The following is a 20,586-nucleotide window of genomic DNA, read 5'->3' as shown; positions in this document are numbered from 1 at the left end:
GCCACTTCAAGGTGGCCGCCCCTTTTTCCTGCCAGCCCCAGGCCGCCAGCGCCCGTGGGCAGGCCAATCCCAAACAGCAACGACGTGGGCCGGCACCGACCCGCACGCAGGAGGAATGACACCCCATGGACGCAACCCTCGAAACGCACGAACACACCCCCGCCCCGCGTCGCCGCAGGGTCCTGCTGAAGCTCTCCGGCGAGGTCTTCGGCGGCGGCAAGCTGGGCGTCGACCCGGTCACCGTGCGTGGCATCGCGGAGCAGATCGCCGCGACCGTGGGCAAGGTGGAGGTCGCCATCGTGGTCGGCGGCGGCAACTTCTTCCGCGGCGCAGAGCTCTCGGCCTCCGGCATGGACCGCTCGCGTGCCGACTACATGGGCATGCTGGGCACCGTCATGAACTGCCTGGCCCTGCAGGACTTCCTGGAACAGGCCGGCGTCGACACCCGCGTCCAGTCCGCGATCTCCATGGCCCAGGTCGCCGAGACCTACATCCCGCGCCGCGCCATCCGCCACATGGAAAAGGACCGCGTCGTCATCTTCGGCGCCGGCGCCGGCCTGCCGTACTTCTCCACCGACACCGTGGCCGCCCAGCGCGCCCTCGAGGTCGACGCCGACGTGGTCCTGATGGCCAAGAGCGGGGTCGACGGCGTGTACACCGCGGACCCGAAGAAGGACCCCACGGCCACCAAGCTCGAGCACCTGACCTACGAGGAAGCGCTCATCAAGGACATCCGCGTCATGGACCAGACCGCCATGACCATGTGCAAGGACAACAAGCTGGAGATGATGGTCTTCGGCATGGAGGGCGACGGAAACGTCACCCGCGCCATCCTTGGCGAGAAGATCGGCACCCGCGTCACCATCTAGGTGCCCCGTGCCACGCCCGTCCGTGGCATAGGATTGTTCACAAGCCCAAAATTACCCGGCCAGCCCACGTATTGGGAGCCGATTCTAAGGAGTAGACCGTGATTGAGGAAACCCTCGCCGAAGTTGCCGACAAGATGGACCGCACCATCGAATCCGCCAAGGAGGATTTCTCCGCGATTCGCACGGGCCGCGCCCACCCGGGTATGTACGCCAAGGTCATGGTGGACTACTACGGCACCCCGACCCCGCTGCAGCAGCTGGCATCCTTCGCCACCCCGGACGCGCGCACCATCATGATCAGCCCGTACGACGTCACTGCGCTGCGCGAGATCGAAAAGGCCCTGGGCGACTCCGAGGTCGGAGCCAACCCGTCCAACGACGGCAAGACCATCCGCGTGATCATGCCGGTGCTGACGGAAGAGCGCCGCAAGGAATACGTCAAGGTCGTGCGCGTCAAGGGCGAGGACGCGAAGGTCGCTTTGCGCAACCTGCGCCGCAAGGCCAAGGATGCCATTGACAAGCTGGTCAAGGACGGCGAAGTCGGCGAGGACGAAGGCGCACGCGCCGAAAAGGACCTCGACGCATTGACCAAGTCCCACACCGACGGCATCGACGACCTGCTTAAGCGCAAGGAAGCCGAGCTGCTGGAAGTCTAATGTCCAATCCCACCGAGCCGAGCGAAGGAGCCGCGGGGTCCCTTCCGGAGCCGACGCCGGAACCCGGCGGGCTTGAACCATCGACCAGGCGCGGCCGCAAGGCCAAGCGGACCAAGCCCTCACGGGCCGGACGCGACCTCCCCGCGGCAATCGTCGTGGGACTGGTGCTGTTGGCCGTGGTGCTGACCGGACTGTTTTGGCTGCCGCTGGCGTTCGTCGCCACGGTGGCGGTCTTCGGCGTCGTGGGCAGCTGGGAGGTTTCCCGCGCGCTGAACGGCGGGGGAGTCGACACGCCGCTGGTGCCGCTGGCGGTTGCCGGGGTGGCCCTGCCGTTCTCCGCGTACTACGGAGGCCTCGAGGCCCTCGGCATGGCGTTCACCGCCAGCGCGCTGCTGGTCTTCCTGTGGCGCATCATCGAGGGCCCGGCCAAGTCCGTGCATTCGATCGTTGCAAGCCTCTTCGTCCTGACGTGGGTGCCGCTGCTGCTGAGCTTCGCGGTGCTGCTGCTGAACGAGCCGGACGGGCACCTGCTGGTGACCACCATGCTGCTGCTGGTGGTTTCCAACGACACGTTCGGCTACCTGGTGGGCGTGCTGTTCGGAAAGCGCCCGATGGCCCCGAAGATCAGCCCCAAGAAGTCCTGGGAGGGCTTTGCCGGGTCGGTTGCCGGGGCCACCGCGGTGGGCATCGCCGCGGCGGTCTTCCTGCTGGATGCACCCTGGTGGGTCGGCATCCCGCTGGCGGTCGCGACGGTTGTCGCCGCAACGGCCGGGGACCTGGCCGAGTCGATGGTCAAGCGGGAACTGGGCATCAAGGACATGAGCAACATCCTGCCGGGCCACGGCGGGGTCATGGACAGGCTCGATTCGGTGCTCTTCGCCATCCCGGTGACGTATATCCTCACCATTTTGCTGATGCCCGGCGCGCTGTAGGCCACCGGTGCCAAAGCATCCCTAAGATGGATATGCAGGGCGTTGCGACCGTGCCCGGTCGAATCCGGGGCATCGCACCACCCGCCAGACGCAAGGTGCCGGTTTTCCGGTACGCAATACCGAGATCAAGGAAAGAATTGTGAGTCAGGACAAGGCACAGCCGGCCCCCAGCCCCTTTGAGCGCGTGGGGGAGAAGGACTTCGGCTACAACACCAAACAGGTGGATGTGTTCCTCGCCCGCGCCCGCGCCACGTTCAACGGCGACGGTGACGACGATTCGATTGTCACCAGCCACATGGTGCGCCGCACCGTCTTCCCGGCCCAGCGCGGCGGCTACAGCGCCCGCGAGGTCGACGGGGCACTGGACCGGCTCGAGGACGTCTTTGCCCAGCGCGAACGCGACGCCCTGATCCAGACCAACGGCGAGGACGCCTGGCTGCAGCAGGTCGGACGGCTCTCCGCGATCCTGCGTGGACGCCTGCACCGGTCCCCGGGCGAACGCTTCCGCCGGCCCTCGCGCTCCAGCGCCTCGAGCTACAACGTGCAGGACGTGGACAAGCTCTGCGCCCAGCTCATCGACTACTTCGAGAAGGACGTCCCGATGAGCGTGGACGCGGTGCGCCGTGCGGAGTTCCGCCGGGCCGAGGGCGAGCACGGCTACGAGGAGTCGCAGGTCGATGCGTTCCTGGACCGCGTCGTGGAGCTGATGGCCTCGATCGACTAGCGACGGGCGCTCGAAGGATTCAATGCGGTTGGCTTGGTGTCTGGCACCGGGCCAACCGCATTTTTTGTGCCCCGGGGACATGGGGCAGCGTCCCGGGTCAGGGCAGCGGTTCGCCCTGTGCCTCGGGCACATGCAACCGGGCCATCACCGCATCGACGCGCCCGGTGGAACGGCGCCCGGTGGCCAGGGACACGAAGATCATCACCAGGAACGCCAGCGGGACGCACCAAGCCGCGGGCTGGGCCAGCAGGGCGTGGAAGGAATGTGGCTCGTTGGGCAGCGCGGCAGCCAGCATCAGCGACGCCCCGCATGCCACCGCGCCGGTCACCATGCCTGAAATCGCCCCGGCGACGGTGAGCCCGCGCCACCAGATGCCCAGCAGCAGCAGCGGGCAGATGGTCGAGGCGGTGAAGGCGAAGACCGAGCCGATGGCCCCGGCCAGCGCCAGGCTGGAGGTGCCCATGGCCAGCAGCAGGGGGACGGCGGTGGCAATGAGCGTCGAGATCCTGAACCCGCGCACCGTCCCGCGGAACAGGTCCTGCGAGATGGTGCCGGCCAGGGACACCACCAGGCCCGAGGAGGTGGAGAGGAACGCGGCGAAGGCCCCGCCGATGATGATCGCGGTCAGCGCGTCGCCGGCGGTGCCGCCCACGATGCGCCCGGGCAGCAGCAGCACCGTGGCATCGGCGTTGCCGCTGGTGGCCAGCTCCGGGGTGTACGCCCGTCCCAGGATGCCCAGCACCGTGGGGAAGAGGTAGAACAGGGCCAACAGGCCCAGCACGATCGCGGTGGTCTTGCGGGCAGAAGGCCCGTCGGGGTTGGTATAGAAGCGCACCAGCACGTGCGGCAGGCCCAGGGTGCCGAAGAGCAGGGCGACCAGCAGCGAGATGTTGTAGTACAGCCCCTGGTTGGCCGCCGGGTCCGCCGCCCGGTCGAAGACCGCGCCGCCCAGGGTCGCCGATTCCCCGGACAGGCCCAGGTGCAGCAGCAGGAACACGGCCGGGATCGCCAGGGCCGCGAGCTTGAGCCAGTACTGGAATGCCTGGACGAAGGTGATCGAGCGCATGCCGCCGGCCAGCACGGTGAGGCAGACGATCCCCATCACCAGCGCCGAGCCCAGCCAGCCCGGAAGCCCGGTGCTGATGCCCAGCGTCAGCGAGGCACCGTGCAGCTGCGGGACGATGTACAGCCAGCAAATGACCACCACCAGGAAGCTGGTGAGCCGGCGCAGCTTCATGGACCCGAGCCGGATCTGCGCGAAGTCGGGGATGGTGTAGGCCCGCGAGCGGCGCAGCGGCGCCGCGACGAAGAGCAGCAGCATCAGGTAGCCGGCCGTGTACCCGATGGGGAACCACAGCCCGTCCTGCCCGGAGACCACGATGAGCCCGGCGATGCCCAGGAAGGAGGCGGCGGAGAGGTATTCCCCGCCGATGGCGCTGGCGTTCCACCAGGGCTTGACGGTGCGCGAGGCCACGTAGAAGTCCCCGGTGGTGCGCGAAAGCCGCAGTCCGTTGACGGCGATGAGCACCGTCGCCAGGGACACCAGCAACACCGAGAGCAGGGCAACGGCCGGATTGATCACTTCGCGATGCTCCGGTACTTGGCCTCGTTGCGGGCCGCCGCCCGGTTGAACAGGAACGCGCAGACCATGATCAACGGGTACACCCCGACCCCCAGCAGCCACCACGGCAGCGGGATGGTGGCCAGGCGGATGTCGTTGATCTGCGGCCAGGTGAAGACCATGACGGCCAGGCCCACCAGCAACAGCAGGAATGCCAGGGCCACCGAGGCGGCCAGGCGCAGCTGCGAGCGGATCAGCGAGTGGACGTAGAAGGTGTCGGCGGCATCCGGGGCGGAACGGCGGACGATGTTCAGCATGGTCCCGGCCGGGGCGCTGACCCGCACCCGGGCGCCGGTGGGCGCCGGCAGACCGTCGGCGGGGGAGGGAGCCGGGACCGGGCGCGGCCCGGGGGATCCTCCCGGTCCGGGTGCGGCGGCGCCGGATTCGCTCACAGCGGCCTGACGCGGTTGGCTGCCAGCTTCTCGCGCAGGTAGGGCAGGGCGCGGCGGCTGACCGGCAGCTCGGTGCCGCCGATGAGAACCACGGCCTTGCCGGTCGCCAGCCTGACGGTGTCGATCTTGTCCATGGCCACCAGGTAGGAGCGGTGGATGCGGACATAGCCCGCAGGCCCCCACTGCTGTTCCAGGTCGTTGAGCGGGACCCGGATCAGGTAGCTGGCGTCCTTGGTGTGCAGGCGGGCGTAGTCGCCCTGGGCCTGCACGTAGCGGATCTCGTCCCTGCGGATCATCTTGGTGATGCCGCCCTTTTCCACGGTGACCATTTCCGGCTGGGCGGTGTCCTCCTCGGCCAGCTCGCAGATGCGGCGGACCGACTCGGCCAGGCGCTCGGGGCGCACGGGCTTGAGCACGTAGTCCACCGCGGCCAGCTCGAAGGCCTCCAGCGCCTGGTCCTCGTCGGCGGTCACGAAGACCACGGCCGGGGGACGGGTAAAGCGGGAGATGACCCGGGCGATGTCCAGCCCGGAGAGCGCCGGCATGTGGATGTCCAGGAAGAGGGCGTCGACCTCGAATTCCTCCAGGGCCTTCAGGGCCTCGGCCCCGGAGTTGGCCCGGTGGATGGTGCCCACCCGTGAATCGAGCGACAACAAATACGCCAATTCCTCAACGGCAGGCAGTTCATCGTCGGCGACGACCACGTTAATCATGCACGCCATTTTACCCGTACGCCCCCGGGAACCGACCCCGGCGCGCTAGTGCGCGGCCAGGCCGGGGGCGGAGGGCTCGACGCCCGGGCGGAACTTGGGGATGCGCATGGTGATCAGCGTGCCGGCGCCCGGGGCGGTGTCGATGACCAGCCCGTGGGCGTCCCCGTAGACCTGGCGCAGCCGCACGTCCACGTTGCGCAGGCCCACGTGGATGGACTCGGTGGTCCCGGCCAGCACCGCCCGCAGGGCCACCGGGTCGATGCCGACCCCGTCGTCCTCCACCGTGATCAGCGCGTACTCCCCGGAATCCGAGGCGCTGATGGTGATCCTTCCGCCTCCCGGCTTGGACTCCAGCCCGTGGCGCACCGCGTTCTCCACCAGCGGCTGCAGGGACAGGAACGGGATGGCGGTGGCCAGCACCTCCGGGGCGATGGCCAGGGAGACCTTGATGCGCTCGCCGAAGCGCGCCTTTTCCAGCAGCAGGTACCTGTCGATGGCGGTGAGTTCCTCGGCCAGCGTGGTGAAGTCCCCGTGCCGGCGGAAGGAGTAGCGGGTGAAGTCGGCGAACTCGACCACCAGCTCCCGGGCCCGGGCCGGGTCGGTGTTGATGAAGGAGGCGATGGCGTTGAGCGAGTTGTAGATGAAGTGCGGGCTGATCTGGGCGCGCAGCGCGCGGACCTCGGCCTCCATGAGCAGCGCGCGGGAGGCGTCGAGCTCGGCCAGCCCCACCTGCGCGGCCACCCAGGCGGCGACCTCGGCCACGGCGCGCACGAACCCGGCCCCCGCGCGCGGGATGTAGGCGCAGACGGTGCCCACCGGCACGTCCCCGACCATGATCGGGGCGCAAACCATGTCCCCGGCATCCGAGCGCTTGACCTGGGTGCGGGTGGCCGAAAGCACGGCGGCGGCGAGTTCAAGCGCCGCGGCGGTGCCCTGTTCCCCGGCGTCCGGGATCGTGCCGTCCACCGCGAGCACCGCGGAGGTGTCGGTGATGACCAGCGCCTGGGCGGCCAGCAGCGCGCGCAGGTGCTTGCCGGCCGTGGCGGCGCCCTCCGGGGTGAGGCCCTGGGCCAGGTGCGGGGCCGCGACCGAGACCCGGTGCAGCGTCTCGAAGGTGGCCTTCTCGGCGTCGGTGCCCAGGTCGCGGGAAGAGCGCGCGATCCTGAACCCGAGGTATCCCACCAGGGCGCCGCCGACCACGACGGTGGCGACAATCAGGGTCATCTGCAGTGCGGTGGAGAGCATGTTTCCAAGCCTACGCGGAGCCCGGGCCGGCATGCCGTTCGTCGCCGCCGGGTGCCGCTTGGCGCATCCCCGGGACCGCTTGCCGGTTGACCCGGCCCGCCCCCTTCCGGCTCGGTGCGCCCGTGGCGCAGAGTGATCTTAGTCACCATGCCAGGTGGCGTGCCCCACAGGACGGCTTGGCCGCTCGATTCGGGAAGGGCACCGCTCCTGGCGCCTTGAACCCCTTGTGAAGGAGGAGTCATGAGCACCACCCCGGAGTCGGACCTTGGAACCGGCATCGATTTTGTGAAGGAACAGGACTCGGAAGAGTTCCGCGAGCTGCGCAAGACCCACCGCAGCTTCGTCTTCCCGATGGCCGTCATCTTCCTGCTGTGGTACTTCGCCTACGTCTTGTTGGCGGACTACGCGCACGAATTCATGTCCATCAAGGTGTGGGGCAACGTCAACGTCGGCCTGTTGCTGGGCCTGTTGCAATTTGTCTCCACCTTCGGCATCACCGCCGCCTACGTGTCCTACAGCAACAAGAAGCTCGACCCGAAGGCAACGGCGATCCGCAAGCGCCTCGAAACACAGGAAGGGGAGTAGGCCATGAACGTCCTTACCTCTACGGTCCTCGCCGCGGCCGCCGAAACCACCAAGGTCGGCAACCCGTGGGTCAACATCGGGATCTTCGGCCTCTTCGTGGGCATCACCCTGATCGTGGTGCTCAAGGCCTCGAGCAACAACAAGACCGCCGCGGACTACTACGCCGGCGGCCGGTCCTTCACCGGGACCCAGAACGGCACCGCGATCGCCGGGGACTACCTCTCCGCCGCGTCCTTCCTGGGCATCGTGGGGGCCATCGCCATCAACGGCTACGACGGCTTCCTCTACTCCATCGGCTTCCTGGTCGCCTGGCTGGTGGCGCTGCTGCTGGTCGCCGAACTGCTGCGCAACACCGGCAAGTTCACCATGGCAGACGTGCTGTCCTTCCGCCTGAAGCAGCGCCCGGTGCGCATCGCCGCGGCGATCTCCACCCTCGCGGTGTGCGTCTTCTACCTGTTGGCACAGATGGCCGGCGCCGGCGCGCTCGTCTCCCTGCTGCTGGGCATCGATGACCGCCTGGGCCAGTCCCTGGTCATCGTGGTGGTCGGCGCGCTGATGATCGTCTATGTGCTGATCGGCGGCATGAAGGGCACCACCTGGGTGCAGATCATCAAGGCCTGCCTGCTGATTGCCGGCGCGTTCATCATGACCATCATGGTCCTGGCCAACTTCGGCTTCAACTTCTCCGCCCTGCTCGGTGCGGCGGTCGAATCCGCCGGCACCGTCGACATCCTGAACCCGGGCCAGAAGTACGGCGCGTCGGAGACCTCCAAGCTCGACTTCATCTCCCTGGCCCTGGCCCTGGTGCTCGGCACCGCCGGCCTGCCGCACGTGCTGATGCGCTTCTACACGGTCCCCACGGCCAAGGAAGCCCGCCGCTCGGTTGTCTGGGCGATCTGGCTCATCGGCGCCTTCTACCTCTTCACCCTGGTGCTGGGCTACGGCGCCGGCGCGATGATCGGTGCCGACAAGATCAACGCGGCCCCCGGCGGCGTGAACTCCGCGGCTCCGCTGCTGGCCTTCGAACTCGGCGGCCCGCTGCTGCTCGGCTTGATCTCCGCGGTCGCCTTCGCCACCATCCTTGCGGTGGTTGCCGGATTGACCATCACCGCCGCGGCTTCCTTCGCCCACGACGTCTACGCCTCGGTCATCGCCAAGGGCAAGAGCACCCCGGAGAAGGAAATGAAGGTGGCACGCCGCACCGTCATCGTCATCGGCATCTTCGCGATCGTCGGCGGCATCGGCGCCCAGGGGCAGAACGTCGCCTTCCTGGTGGCCTTGGCCTTCGCGGTGGCCGCCTCGGCCAACCTCCCCACCATCCTGTACTCGTTGTTCTGGAAGAAGTTCACCACCCAGGGCGCGGTCTGGTCCATGGTCGGCGGCCTCGGCTCGGCCATCGTGCTGATCGTCTTCTCCCCGGTCATGTCGGGTCTGCCGACCTCCATGATCCCGGGTGCCGACTTCGCGATCTTCCCGCTGGCCAACCCGGGCATCGTCTCGATCCCGCTGGCCTTCGCGCTGGGCTGGTTGGGCTCGGTGCTGGACAAGAATTCCGAGGACGTCGTCAAGTCCGCGGAAATGGAAGTACGCTCGCTGACCGGTGTCGGTGCCGAAAAGGCCGTCGACCACTAACGGCGGGGCAAGAACCACGGTGAGGGCGGGCTGCGGCCCGGCTCCACCGAGGCGCATGGGCGGTGTCGTTTCCTTCCCCCATAGGGAAACGACACCGCCTTTGTCGTGCCCGGGGCATCGCCCCGGCGGCGGAAGGATTCACTTCTCGCGGTTTCCCGGATCCTGATGCAGCACAAAATCCGTCCTCGGCGAGGCGAGGTGGAACCCCGCCTTCTGCAGCGTCCGCAAGATCGGTTCATTGGCCCGTGCCACGCTCGCCGTGGCCAGCCGAACCCCCGCTCGCGCGGTGGCCGCCAACATCGCCGATGCCAGGGACACACCCACGCCGGCGCGTCGGGCTCCCGGAACCACGGCCAGGTAACCGAGGCTCCAGTCGGTCGGGTACCTCTGGATCGCGGCGATGCCGTTGATCCCGGAGCGGTCGCGGTGCGCCAGCCATGGCACTCTTCGGGGCCCCTCGGCCATCATGTCCCGGTAGGCGATGGCCGCCCGCTGCGCGCCGAGTTCGGCGACACGGGTGCGGTCGTAGTCGTCCAGGCTGTTGCCCATGGCGGCGGCCATGACGCGGACGACTTCCCGATCCGCCGGATCGATCTCGATGACCCGGCCCTCCCCGTTGTCCGCTCCCGGCAGGTCGGCGGGAGCTCTCCCGGGAATGTCGCCGGGGACAAGGCGTCCTTCGGTCGTGGCCTCCAGCTCGAGCCGGTCGCTGTCCACGACCCACCCCCGCGCCAGCAGCGCCGCTCGCTTGGCCTCCGGTTCCGGATCCTGGCGGTCAACCACCGACACCTCGACCCTCTGTAGGCCGGTCGCCCGGGCGGCGCGGGCGACGCCGTCGAAAAGGACGCCGTACAGCTCCGCCGGGTCGGGCCACAGGGGGTTGAGCCGGAAGGCATAGGCGACGGTGGTGCCGTCGGGATGGGTGTACAGGCCGACCCGCCCGACGTCGACGCCGTCCGCGTCGCGGGCAAGGACCAGGTGTTCGGGCCTCACCGCACCGCGTTCGAGGTTGTGCCTCAGCCTTTCTAAGTCAATGATCGGATCGGGCGCGAGGGCGCTGAATCGTTCCGGGGTTGCGGTGCTGAAATGCAGGATGGAAGCTCCTCGGCAAAGGGGTCCGGCCATGGTGCCGCCCATCCTCTCACGCCGGCTTCCTGCCGTCTACGGCGCCGCCGTTCAGCCGGCGGCCTCCGTGCCCGGGCCCGCGGACCGGGACCCTGCCGTGCCGCCCGAGGCCAGGCGAAGCTCCATCAGCGAGGTGGTGCGATGGGGGATGAGCTCGGCCATCGACAGCGAGGTGTCGGCCCGTTCGACGCCCTCGATGGCCAGGATCTGCCCGTTGACCCGGAAGAGTTCTTCGGCGCCGCTGGCGACCACGCGGGCGAGGATGTCGGCGGAGCCGGTCACCCCGTGGGCCTCGACGATCTCCGGGATCGCCTTGAGGTCCTCGACGATCCGGGCCAGCAGCCGCTGCTGGACGTGGATGTGCACGAAGCTGACCAGCCCGAAGCCCAGCGCGGCGGGGTTCACCCGCTGCTCGAAGGGCAGCAGCGCGCCTCCGGCCTCCAGCCGCACCAGACGCGCCTGGACGGTGTTGCGGCTCAGGCCCAGCTCGGTGGCCAGTGCCACGGCGCTGGCCTTGGGGCGGTCGCACAGCGCGGAGAGTATCCGCAGGTCGGTGGCGTCAAGTTGTTGCATAATGCGCAAGATTAGCACCGCGTGGCGTCCCGGGATAGTGCAAGGTGCCCAATGGGGCTTGCAAGGATTGTGCGCACTGCATTACGTGAGTAGCATCACAGGTAGGTGGCGGCGACGAGGCCCCCGCCCGCAGGAACGGCACGTCCCACCGGAATGCCGATCCTGATTCGCAATCGACGCAAAGGATGCTGACCGTGTCCCCCACGTTTGACCCTTCGGCCCCCGAGGGCCCCGAAACCTACCTCCAGGTGATCGCCCCCGACGGCACCCGCCATCTGTGCGAAGAGCTCGATGAATGGGTGGGGGACATCGACGTCCCGGCCCTGGAAAAGCTCTACATCGACATGGCCTGCATCCGCAGGCTGGACTCCGAGGGCACCGCGCTGCAGCGCCAGGGCGAGCTGGGCCTCTGGGCCCCGTTGCTGGGCCAGGAAGCCGCACAGATCGGATCCGGCCGGGCATTGGAGGCCGACGACTTCATCTTCCCCTCCTACCGCGAGCACGGGGTTGCATATTGCCGCGGGGTGAACCCGCACGACATGCTGCGCATGTGGCGCGGGGCGGCCCCCAGCGGCTGGAACCCCTACGAGGTCAACATGGCCAACCAGCAGATCGTGATCGGGGCCCAGACCCTGCACGCCGCCGGCTACGCCATGGGGCTGAAGTTCGACGGCTCCACCGCGGCCGCCATCACCTACTTCGGCGACGGGGCCACCAGCCAGGGCGATGTCAGCGAGGCCATGGTCTTCGCCGCGAGCTACCAGGCGCCGCTGGTGTTCTTCTGCCAGAACAACCACTGGGCCATTTCCGAACCCGTGGCCCGGCAGACCACCGGCCACATCGCCGACCGCGCCGCCGGCTTCGGCCTGGCCACCTGGCGGGTCGACGGCAACGACGTCATCGCCGTCATGGCGGCGACCCGCGCGGCCCTGGCCCACGTGCGCACCGGCAGCGGGCCCGCATTCATCGAGGCCGTCACCTACCGCATGGGCGCACACACCACGGCCGATGACCCCACGCGCTACCGCGACGCCCTGGAGCTGGAGGAATGGGCGGCGAAGGACCCGCTGGATCGGATCGCCGCGCACCTGGACACCCTGGGCGCGGACCTCGCGGAGCTGAAGAAGCGCTCCGAGTCGGCGGCCGACGAGCTGGCCGCCGGGCTGCGCGAGGCCATCACCACGATGCCCGACCCCGAGGTCGACGACCTCTTCGCCCACGTCTACAGCCATCCCCACTCGGGGCTGGAGGAACAACGCGAAAACTACGCCAACTACCTCGCCGGCTTTGCCGTGGAAGCGCAGGGAACCAAATGAAAACCCTCACCTTCTCCCAGGCCCTGAACACCTCGCTGCGCGCCTCCATGGAACGCGATTCCAAGGTCGTGCTCATGGGCGAGGACATCGGCAAGCTCGGCGGCGTCTTCCGCATCACCGACGGGTTGCAGAAGGACTTCGGACAGCACCGGGTCATCGACACCCCGCTGGCCGAATCCGGCATCGTCGGCACCGCCATCGGCCTGGCGTTCCGCGGCTACCGCCCGGTGGTGGAAATCCAGTTCGACGGATTCGTCTACCCGGCCTTCGACCAGATCGTCTCGCAGCTGGCCAAGATGCATTTCCGCTCCCGCGGCAACGTCAAGCTGCCGGTGACCATCCGCATCCCCTTCGGCGGCGGCATCGGCTCCCCGGAGCATCACTCCGAATCTCCCGAGGCCTACTTCGCGCACACCGCGGGGCTGCGGGTCGTTTCGCCCTCCAACCCGCAGGACGCCTACACCATGCTGCAGCAGGCGATCGCGGACGACGACCCGGTGATCTTCCTGGAGCCCAAGCGCCGCTACCACGTACGCGGGGAGGTGGACACCGAGCTGGTCCCGGAGCCCGGGTCCCTCTACCGGGCGCAGGTGGTGCGGCCGGGCACGGACCTGACCCTGGTGGCCTACGGGCCGCTGGTGAAAACGGCCATGGACGCCGCGGCTGCCGCGCGGGACGAGGGCATCGACATCGAGGTCATCGACCTGCGCAGCATCGAGCCGGTGGACTTCGAGACGCTTTCGGCTTCCGTGCGGAAGACCGGGCGGGTGGTCATCACCCACGAGGCCTCGAAGTTCGGCGGCATCGGCGCGGAGCTTGCCGCCAGCCTCACCGAGCGCTGCTTCGACCACCTGGACCACGCCCCGGTGCGGGTCACCGGGTTCGACATCCCCTACCCGCCCTCGAAACTCGAAAGCCACCACCTGCCCGACCTTGACCGGATCCTCGACGGGGTCGACCGGGCCATGCGCCGCACACCGGATTTGCTGGGAGAGGAAGGATGAACGCCACCATGGAGAAACTCTTCAAGCTGCCGGACCTGGGCGAGGGCCTGACCGAATCCGAGATCCTGTCCTGGCGCGTTGCCGAGGGCGACAGCGTGGAACTGAACCAGGTCATTGCCGAGGTCGAGACCGCCAAGGCGGTCGTGGAACTTCCCTCCCCGTTCAGCGGGATCGTGAAAAAGGTCTACGAGCAGGTCGGTGCCGTCGTGGAGGTCGGCAACCCACTGATCTCCTTCGACGTGCCCGACAACTCGGGCACGCCGGAACGGGACCCGCAGGGCGGGGGAGAGGAGCCGGCCAAGCGCCAGCCGACCCTGGTCGGCTACGGCGCGGCGGTCGAATCCAACGGGCACCCGGCACGCAGGGAACGCAAGGTGCGGGCACCGCAGGCAACCCCGGTGCACTCCAACACGGCCCCTGCGGGCAGGGCTTCAGTCGGCACCCCGGATCCAAAACCTGCCAACCCGAATCCCGGGCTGCGGATGGTGGGGACCGGGGACGAAGCCCCGCGGGGTATCGGCCACCTGCGCGCAACCCCGCCGGTGCGCAAGCTCGCCCGCGACCACCACATAGACCTGGGATCGCTCAAGGGCACCGGCACGAACGGGCTGATCACGCGCGAGGATGTCCTGCGTGCCTCCGAGCACACGGGCATCGAGGGCACCGGCATCGAGGCCCGGGCGCACCGCGACAGCGGCGACAGCTGGGAAGAGATCCGCACCCCCATCCGGGGCGTGCGGAAGGCGACCGCCGCGGCCATGGTCGCCAGCGCGTTCACCGCGCCCCACGTCACCGAGTTCCTGAGCGTCGATGTCACCGAGACCATGGCGTTGTTGGAGCGGTTGCGCAGCCTGCCGCGCCTTGCCGACGTGAAAATCACCGTGACCACCGTGGTGGCCAAGGTGGTCACCCTGGCCCTGGCACGGCACCGCACCCTGAACTCCCACTGGGATGGGGAACATGGCGAAATCGTCGAGTTCGGCCACGTGAACCTCGGAATTGCCGCGGCAACGGATCGCGGGCTCATGGTCCCGGTCGTCCACGGAGCCCAGGGCATGGACCTGGCTTCGCTGGCAGGGGAAATCGGGGCGGTGACTGGTGCGGCGCGCGCCGGCAGCATCACCCCGGCCCAGCTGGCAGGAGGGACCTTCAGCATCAGCAACGTGGGTGTCTTCGGCGTGGACGGCGGCACGCCCATCCTGCCTCCCGGGCAGGCCGGAATCCTGGCCATGGGCCAGGTGCGAAAGATGCCGTGGGAACACCGCGACGAGATCGCCCTGCGGCAGGTCATGGTGCTGTCGCTTTCCTTTGACCACCGCGTGGTCGACGGGGAGCAAGGGGCCAGGTTCCTGGCGGAAATCGGGCACGTCCTGGAGGACCCCGCGATGTTGATGAGTTTGCTGTAGGGGTGTTTTGGGCTTCTGCGGCTATTGACAACAAAGCCTACGGAAAGTTGTGTGGTCATAAGTTGCAGATTCATTAAGATTCTGTTTCGAAGCAGTCGTTCATTAGTTGTTTCAGAGATTCATGAGTAGTGTCACTTGTGAGTGATGAGACTCACCATGGTTGGCGGTGCACAAAACACTCGCTCACGCCAGCCAAACAAACTCGTTGAGGAGAAAGAATGCGTTACAACCGCACCTCGAAGGCCCTTGTGCTTTCCGCAGCCCTGGCCCTTACCCTGACCGCCTGTGGTGGCGGAGGCGGAGAAAACGAAGCCGACGAAACCGCCGGCGGAGATCCGTCGAAGGTCATCACGGCAAACTCCACCGAACCGCAGAACGGCTTGTTGCCGGCCAACACCAACGAAGTTGGCGGCGGTCGCGTGATGGACCTGCTCTTCACGGGCCTCGTCAGCTACGACATCGACGGCAAGCCCGTTAACGAGCTGGCGGAGTCCATCGAGACCACCGACGCCAAGAACTACACCATCAAGATCAAGTCGGGCCAGAAGTTCACCAACGGCGAGGCCGTCACGGCCAAGTCGTTCGTCGACGCCTGGAACTTCGGTGCCGCTGCCAAAAACGCCCAGCTGAACTCGTACTTCTTCGAGTCCATCAAGGGCTACGCCGACGTCAGTGCCGAGGGATCCACCAAGGAGACCATGGAAGGGCTGAAGGTCGTCGACGACACCACCTTCACCGTTGAACTCAGCCGCGCGGAGTCCGACTTCCCGCTTCGCCTGGGCTATACCGCCTTCTACCCGCTGCCCGCAGCCGCATTCGAGGACCCGAAGGCCTTCGGCGAGAAGCCGGCAGGCAACGGCCCGTACAAGTTGGCCGAGGACGGCTGGAAGCACAACGTCCAGATCGACCTGGTTCCCAACGCCGACTACTCCGGTCCCCGCACCCCGGCCAACGGCGGCGTGACGTTCAAGATCTACACGACCTTCGACGCCGCATACCAGGACCTGCTGGGCAACAACCTTGACGTGCTGGACCAGATCCCGCCGAGCGCACTGCAGAACTACAAGGACGACCTCGGTGACCGCTGGGTCAACCAGGCCTACGCGGGCAACGCCACCATGACGATTGCCAGCTACCTGCCGGAGTTCAAGGGCGAGGCCGGCCAGTTGCGCCGCCAGGCCATCTCAATGGCCATCGACCGCCAGCAGATCATCGACAACATCTTCTTCGGCGGCAAGCAGATCGTGAAGGACTTCACCTCTCCGGTCCTGGACGGTTACTCCGATGCCCTTCCGGGCAACGAGGTCCTGACCTTCAATGCCGAGAAGGCCAAGGAACTGTGGGCCGAAGCCGACAAGATCGACCCGTGGCCGGCCGACAAGAAGTTCACCATCACCTCGAACATCGATGGCGCTGGCAACAAGGAATACATCGAGGCCATGGCCAACCAGATTTCCAACACCCTGGGAATCAAGGCCGAGCTGAACCCGATTCCGACGTTCAAGGAAATGCGCGAACTGGTCGTCTCCAAGAAGCTCACCGGCGCATCGCGTGCCGGCTGGCAGGCCGACTACCCGTCGCTGTACAACTTCCTGGGCCCGCTGTACGGAACCGGTGCCGGTTCCAACGACGGCGACTACTCGAGCAAGGAATTCGACCAGAAGCTGGCCGACGGACTTGCCGCCACCTCCGTCGAAGAGGGCAACAAGATCTTCAACGAGGCCCAGCAGATCCTCCTCAAGGACCTGCCGGTCATCCCGCTGTGGTACCAGGCTGTCCAGGGCGGCTGGAGTGAAAACGTCTCCAATGTGGAGTTCGGTTGGAACGGTGTTCCGGTTTACAACGCCATCGTCGGCAAGTAGGCCGTCCCACCGCTGATCCAACACGTGAGAAAGGGGGGCCCGACCCGGGTCCCCCTTACTTGCGTGAACCGGCAAAGCATCCCCGCTAGCCAACCCAAACTTCCTTACAAGGAGTAGTCCCTTGATCGAATCGATCACCCCCACAACACCCACGGTGGCAGTTCCATGATCATGTTTACATTCAAGAGATTCCTGCAGCTGATCCCCGTATTTTTCGGGGCAACGCTGCTGGTGTATTTCTTGGTCTTTGCCACACCCGGAGACCCCATCGCAGCACTTTCCGGCGGCAAGCCGATGAGTCCTGCCGTTGAATCCGCCCTGCGCGCCCAGTACAACCTGGACCAGCCATTCTGGGTCCAGTATTTCCTGTACCTCAAGAACCTCGTGACCTTTGACCTGGGCCAGACATTTTCCGGACAGCCCGTGGCAGACGTCATTGCCAGGGCCATGCCGGTGACCGCGCGCCTGGCCGTGATGGCGTTGGCCATCGAAGCCGTCTTCGGCATCATCTTCGGCGTCATTGCCGGGCTGAAGAAGGGCAAGTTCTTTGACTCCACAGTTTTGGTTGCTTCCCTGGTGGTCATCGCCGTTCCCACCTTCGTGCTCGGCTTTGTGCTGCAGTTCATCGTCGGGGTGAAACTCGGCTGGGCCAAGCCCACGGTGGGCGCGACAGCCCCGTGGGAGGACCTGATATTGCCCGCCACCGTGCTCGGGCTGGTGTCCCTGGCCTATGTGGTTCGTCTCACCCGAACCTCTATCATCGAGAACAAGCACGCCGACTACGTGCGCACCGCAACGGCCAAGGGCCTGAGCCGTCGCCGGGTGGTTGTGGTGCATATCCTGCGAAATTCGCTAATCCCCGTGGTGACCTTCCTCGGGGCCGATCTCGGCACCCTGATGGGTGGCGCAATCGTGACCGAGGGCATCTTCAATGTCCCGGGGATCGGCAATCTGGTCTACCAAGCAGTGTTCAAGGGCGAAACCCCGACCGTCGTGGCCGTCGTCAGCGTCCTCGTGATTGTTTTTGTTATCGCTAACCTCGTCGTTGATTTGCTCTACGCGTGGCTTGACCCAAGGATCCGCCTTGTCTGAGAATCCAACACCCGAAATCATTGAACCGGTAGCTCCGGCCCAGCGAGTGCGCGCCGGAAAGATCTCCAGCCGCCGGATTGAGCACTATGTGGCACCGCTGGCGGAAACCCCGCTACAAAGCGTCGACAAGGTCGACGAAACGGCGGCCCCGCTGAGCATGTGGGCCCAAGCATGGCGCTCGTTGCGCACGCAGCCACTGTTCATCGTCTCAGCCCTGCTCATTCTGTTGGTGATCGTCGTGGCCGCGTTCCCAGGCCTGTTCACCCACACCAGTCCAACCGCGTGCAGTCTCGAATTCGCCCGCCAGGGTCCTTCGGCCGGACACCCTCTCGGATTCACCTTCCAGGGCTGCGACATCTATGCGCGCATCATCCACGGAACCCAGGCGTCGGTGTTGGTCGGGTTGTTCACCACGATCGCGGTGATCATCTTCGGCGGCGTTCTCGGTGCGCTGGCAGGCTACTACGGCGGCTGGCTGGACGCGATCCTGGCCCGACTGGCGGACATCTTCTTTGCCCTGCCGCTGATCCTTGGCGCCATCATCATCATGCAGCTGCCGGCATTCCGGGAGAATCGCAGCATCTGGACGGTCATCGTCACCCTGGCGATATTCGGCTGGCCGCAAATGGCCCGCATCGCCCGCGGCGCCGTTATCGAGGCCAAGAGCTCTGACTACGTCATGGCCTCGCGGTCACTGGGACTATCCAAATTCAAGACCCTGGTCAAGCACGTGGTGCCCAATTCGCTGGCCCCGGTCATCGTGGTTTCCACCATTTCCCTGGGTATCTACATCGTTGCCGAGTCAACGCTGTCGTTCCTCAGCTTGGGGCTGCCCCCGGACGTCATGAGCTGGGGCAATGACATTTCCTCGGCACAGATCTCCGTGCGCAACAACCCGGAGATCCTCATGTGGCCCGCACTGGCGCTGTCCATCACGGTGTTGAGCTTCATCATGCTCGGTGACGCCGTGCGCGATGCACTCGATCCAAAGTCACGGAAGGGCTAGCGCCATGAGCGAACTATTGAAGGGACCATCCGTGTACGAGTCGGTGCAAGAGGACCGTCCGCTGCTTGAAATCAGGGACCTGGCCATCACCTTTGCCACTCCCGAGGGGCCAGTCAACGCGGTGCGCAAGGCGCACCTGACGGTGATGCCCGGCGAGACCGTGGCGATCGTGGGGGAGTCGGGGTCCGGAAAGTCCACCACCGCGCTGTCGGCCATCGGCCTGCTGCCCGGCAACGGCAAGGTCACCGCCGGCCAAATCATCTTCGACGGCGAGGACATCACCCACGCGAGCGAGAACCGCATCATCGAGCTGCGCGGCAGCTCGATCGGCATGGTTCCCCAGGACCCCATGTCCAACCTCAACCCGGTATGGAAGATCGGCTTCCAGGTCCAGGAAACCCTCAAGGCCAACGGCCTGGCGGGAAGCAATTCCAAGGAACGCGTCGCGCAGGTCCTGTCCGACGCAGGGCTGCCCGATGCCGCGAAGCGCGCCGGGCAGTACCCGCACGAATTCTCCGGTGGCATGCGCCAACGCGCGCTCATCGCCATCGGCCTGGCCTGCCGGCCCCGCCTGCTGATTGCCGACGAGCCCACCAGCGCGCTGGACGTCACGGTGCAGCAGCAGATCCTGGACCACTTGGACACCATGACCAGCGAGCTGGGCACCGCGGTGCTGCTGATCACCCACGACCTGGGTCTTGCCGCCGAGCGCGCCGAAAAGATCGTGGTCATGTACAAGGGCCAGGTCGTCGAGTCCGGCCCGGCACTGGAAATCCTGCGCAACCCGGTGCACCCCTACACCAAGCGCCTCGTTGCAGCGGCACCTTCGCTGGCCTCCAAGCGGCTGCAGTCGCAGCCGACGGAAGTTGCGGAAGAAATCAACGCCGTGGTGAAGGTTGAACACAAAATCGCCGACGACGACGTCCTACAGATCAAGGACCTCACCAAGGTCTTCAAGATCCGCAAGGGCCTGGGGCGCAGCGAGGACTTCACCGCGGTGGACAATGTGTCCCTCTCGGTCAAGCGCGGCACCACCACGGCGATTGTGGGGGAGTCCGGCTCGGGCAAGTCCACTGTGGCCCAAATGGTGCTGAGCCTCCTTGAGCCAACGTCGGGATCCGTCATCTTCGATGGACAGGAAATGAGCAACAGGAGCGAAAAGGACCTGTTCAAGTTCCGTCGCCGGGTGCAGCCGATCTTCCAGGATCCCTACGGTTCCCTGGACCCGATGTACAGCATTTACCGGACCATCGAGGAACCGCTGAGGATCCACGGGATCGGCAACGCCAAGTCCCGGCAGACCCGGGTCAAGGAGCTGCTGGAACACGTCTCCATGCCGTCTTCCACGATGCATCGCTTCCCCAATGAGCTCTCCGGAGGCCAGCGCCAGCGCATCGCGATTGCGCGTGCCCTGGCGCTGAATCCGGAAGTGATCATTTGCGACGAGGCCGTCTCGGCGCTGGATGTGTTGGTGCAGGCCCAGATCCTGAACCTGCTCAACAAGCTGCAGGAGGAACTGAACCTCACATACCTGTTCATCACGCACGACCTGGCCGTGGTGCGCCAGATCGCGGACGATGTCTGCGTGATGCAGCATGGCCGGGTCGTGGAGTATGCCACCACCGACGAGGTGTTCAACAACCCGCAGAGCGAGTACACCAAGAACCTGCTTCGCTCCATCCCGGGTGCCACCTTGAGGCTGTAGGCGCGCGTGAGGAATCGGTGACGATTCGGAAATAGAAGCAAGGCACTTGGAGGGACGAACCGGACGGTTCGTCCCTCCAAGTGCTTAACCCCGATTGCCCGGCAGAGGTGCGGTCAAGACGCCGGGGA

19 protein-coding genes are annotated in these 20,586 nt (G+C 66.5%); 13 read left to right on the top strand and 6 right to left on the bottom strand.

The genetic code is table 11. The annotated features are described in order from the left end of the window. Positions 1 to 125 precede the first annotated feature (125 nt). From pyrH to ACIPVK_RS06395, 4 genes are all read left to right on the top strand, one after another. Positions 126 to 869, top strand: coding sequence for a UMP kinase (gene pyrH / locus ACIPVK_RS06410; protein ID WP_407611125.1), 744 nt, complete (start codon positions 126 to 128; stop codon positions 867 to 869). Positions 870 to 967: 98 nt separating this feature from the next. Further along, a complete protein-coding gene (frr, locus tag ACIPVK_RS06405) occupies positions 968 to 1,525 on the top strand; it encodes a ribosome recycling factor (RefSeq protein ID WP_407611124.1) in 558 nt (185 codons plus the stop codon). Beyond that, positions 1,525 to 2,457, top strand: a complete 933-nt coding sequence (locus ACIPVK_RS06400; RefSeq protein ID WP_407611123.1) for a phosphatidate cytidylyltransferase — start codon at positions 1,525 to 1,527, stop codon at positions 2,455 to 2,457. The genes frr and ACIPVK_RS06400 overlap by 1 nt, the downstream gene beginning before the upstream one ends. Before the next feature lie 139 nt (positions 2,458 to 2,596). After that, the gene (locus ACIPVK_RS06395; protein WP_407611122.1) at positions 2,597 to 3,181 is read left to right on the top strand and encodes a DivIVA domain-containing protein; all 585 of its coding nucleotides are present in this window, start codon (positions 2,597 to 2,599) and stop codon (positions 3,179 to 3,181) included. A gap of 97 nt (positions 3,182 to 3,278) precedes the next feature. Here ACIPVK_RS06395 and ACIPVK_RS06390 read toward each other — a convergent pair whose 3' ends face one another. Genes ACIPVK_RS06390 through ACIPVK_RS06375 form a run of 4 tightly spaced genes read right to left on the bottom strand, consistent with a single transcriptional unit; the run spans position 3,279 to position 7,152 of the window. Further along, positions 3,279 to 4,760 (bottom strand): cation acetate symporter, encoded by a 1,482-nt coding sequence (locus ACIPVK_RS06390; RefSeq protein ID WP_407611143.1) that lies wholly within the window; start codon positions 4,758 to 4,760, stop codon positions 3,279 to 3,281. After that, complete coding sequence (locus ACIPVK_RS06385) at positions 4,760 to 5,194, bottom strand: hypothetical protein (protein ID WP_407611121.1); 435 nt, start codon at positions 5,192 to 5,194, stop codon at positions 4,760 to 4,762. The genes ACIPVK_RS06390 and ACIPVK_RS06385 overlap by 1 nt, the downstream gene beginning before the upstream one ends. Then, positions 5,191 to 5,907: a LytR/AlgR family response regulator transcription factor gene (locus ACIPVK_RS06380; RefSeq protein ID WP_407611120.1), complete on the bottom strand. Its 717-nt coding sequence runs from the start codon at positions 5,905 to 5,907 to the stop codon at positions 5,191 to 5,193. The genes ACIPVK_RS06385 and ACIPVK_RS06380 overlap by 4 nt, the downstream gene beginning before the upstream one ends. A 45-nt stretch (positions 5,908 to 5,952) precedes the next feature. Further along, entirely contained in the window at positions 5,953 to 7,152 is a 1,200-nt protein-coding gene (locus ACIPVK_RS06375) for a sensor histidine kinase (protein WP_407611119.1), read from the bottom strand. 240 nt (positions 7,153 to 7,392) lie between these two features. Between ACIPVK_RS06375 and ACIPVK_RS06370 the strand changes: the two genes are divergently transcribed. Next, positions 7,393 to 7,737: a DUF485 domain-containing protein gene (locus ACIPVK_RS06370; RefSeq protein WP_407611118.1), complete on the top strand. Its 345-nt coding sequence runs from the start codon at positions 7,393 to 7,395 to the stop codon at positions 7,735 to 7,737. A gap of 3 nt (positions 7,738 to 7,740) precedes the next feature. Further along, positions 7,741 to 9,369: a cation acetate symporter gene (locus ACIPVK_RS06365; protein ID WP_407611117.1), complete on the top strand. Its 1,629-nt coding sequence runs from the start codon at positions 7,741 to 7,743 to the stop codon at positions 9,367 to 9,369. 138 nt (positions 9,370 to 9,507) lie between these two features. On the opposite strand, the gene ACIPVK_RS06360 is transcribed toward ACIPVK_RS06365, so the two are convergent. Together ACIPVK_RS06360 and ACIPVK_RS06355 are read right to left on the bottom strand one after the other, a co-directional pair. Further along, positions 9,508 to 10,494: a hypothetical protein gene (locus tag ACIPVK_RS06360; protein WP_407611116.1), complete on the bottom strand. Its 987-nt coding sequence runs from the start codon at positions 10,492 to 10,494 to the stop codon at positions 9,508 to 9,510. Positions 10,495 to 10,545: 51 nt separating this feature from the next. Further along, positions 10,546 to 11,067 (bottom strand): Lrp/AsnC family transcriptional regulator, encoded by a 522-nt coding sequence (locus ACIPVK_RS06355; RefSeq protein ID WP_407611115.1) that lies wholly within the window; start codon positions 11,065 to 11,067, stop codon positions 10,546 to 10,548. Between the two features lie 185 nt (positions 11,068 to 11,252). Here ACIPVK_RS06355 and pdhA point away from each other — a divergent pair, with 185 nt between their 5' ends. From pdhA to ACIPVK_RS06320, 7 genes are all read left to right on the top strand, one after another. Further along, a complete protein-coding gene (pdhA, locus tag ACIPVK_RS06350) occupies positions 11,253 to 12,383 on the top strand; it encodes a pyruvate dehydrogenase (acetyl-transferring) E1 component subunit alpha (RefSeq protein WP_407611114.1) in 1,131 nt (376 codons plus the stop codon). Further along, positions 12,380 to 13,387 carry an alpha-ketoacid dehydrogenase subunit beta gene (locus tag ACIPVK_RS06345; protein ID WP_407611113.1) on the top strand — a complete coding sequence of 336 codons (1,008 nt, stop codon included), beginning with the start codon at positions 12,380 to 12,382 and terminating at the stop codon, positions 13,385 to 13,387. Before pdhA ends, ACIPVK_RS06345 begins: the two co-directional genes overlap by 4 nt. Continuing rightward, positions 13,384 to 14,793, top strand: a complete 1,410-nt coding sequence (locus ACIPVK_RS06340) for a dihydrolipoamide acetyltransferase family protein (RefSeq protein ID WP_407611112.1) — start codon at positions 13,384 to 13,386, stop codon at positions 14,791 to 14,793. The genes ACIPVK_RS06345 and ACIPVK_RS06340 overlap by 4 nt, the downstream gene beginning before the upstream one ends. A 218-nt stretch (positions 14,794 to 15,011) precedes the next feature. Beyond that, on the top strand, positions 15,012 to 16,655 hold the full coding sequence (locus tag ACIPVK_RS06335; RefSeq protein ID WP_407611111.1) for an ABC transporter substrate-binding protein: 1,644 nt from the start codon (positions 15,012 to 15,014) through the stop codon (positions 16,653 to 16,655). Positions 16,656 to 16,820: 165 nt separating this feature from the next. Then, a complete protein-coding gene (locus ACIPVK_RS06330) occupies positions 16,821 to 17,747 on the top strand; it encodes an ABC transporter permease (protein WP_407611110.1) in 927 nt (308 codons plus the stop codon). Between the two features lie 19 nt (positions 17,748 to 17,766). Continuing rightward, entirely contained in the window at positions 17,767 to 18,753 is a 987-nt protein-coding gene (locus ACIPVK_RS06325; RefSeq protein WP_407611142.1) for an ABC transporter permease, read from the top strand. Positions 18,754 to 18,757: 4 nt separating this feature from the next. Beyond that, the gene (locus ACIPVK_RS06320; protein ID WP_407611109.1) at positions 18,758 to 20,458 is read left to right on the top strand and encodes a dipeptide ABC transporter ATP-binding protein; all 1,701 of its coding nucleotides are present in this window, start codon (positions 18,758 to 18,760) and stop codon (positions 20,456 to 20,458) included. Positions 20,459 to 20,586: the final 128 nt, after the last annotated feature.

It is taken from the genome of Paeniglutamicibacter sp. MACA_103, from assembly GCF_045798555.1.
Classification (GTDB): Bacteria; Actinomycetota; Actinomycetes; order Actinomycetales; family Micrococcaceae; genus Paeniglutamicibacter.
This window is presented reverse-complemented; position numbering and strand designations above follow the sequence as displayed.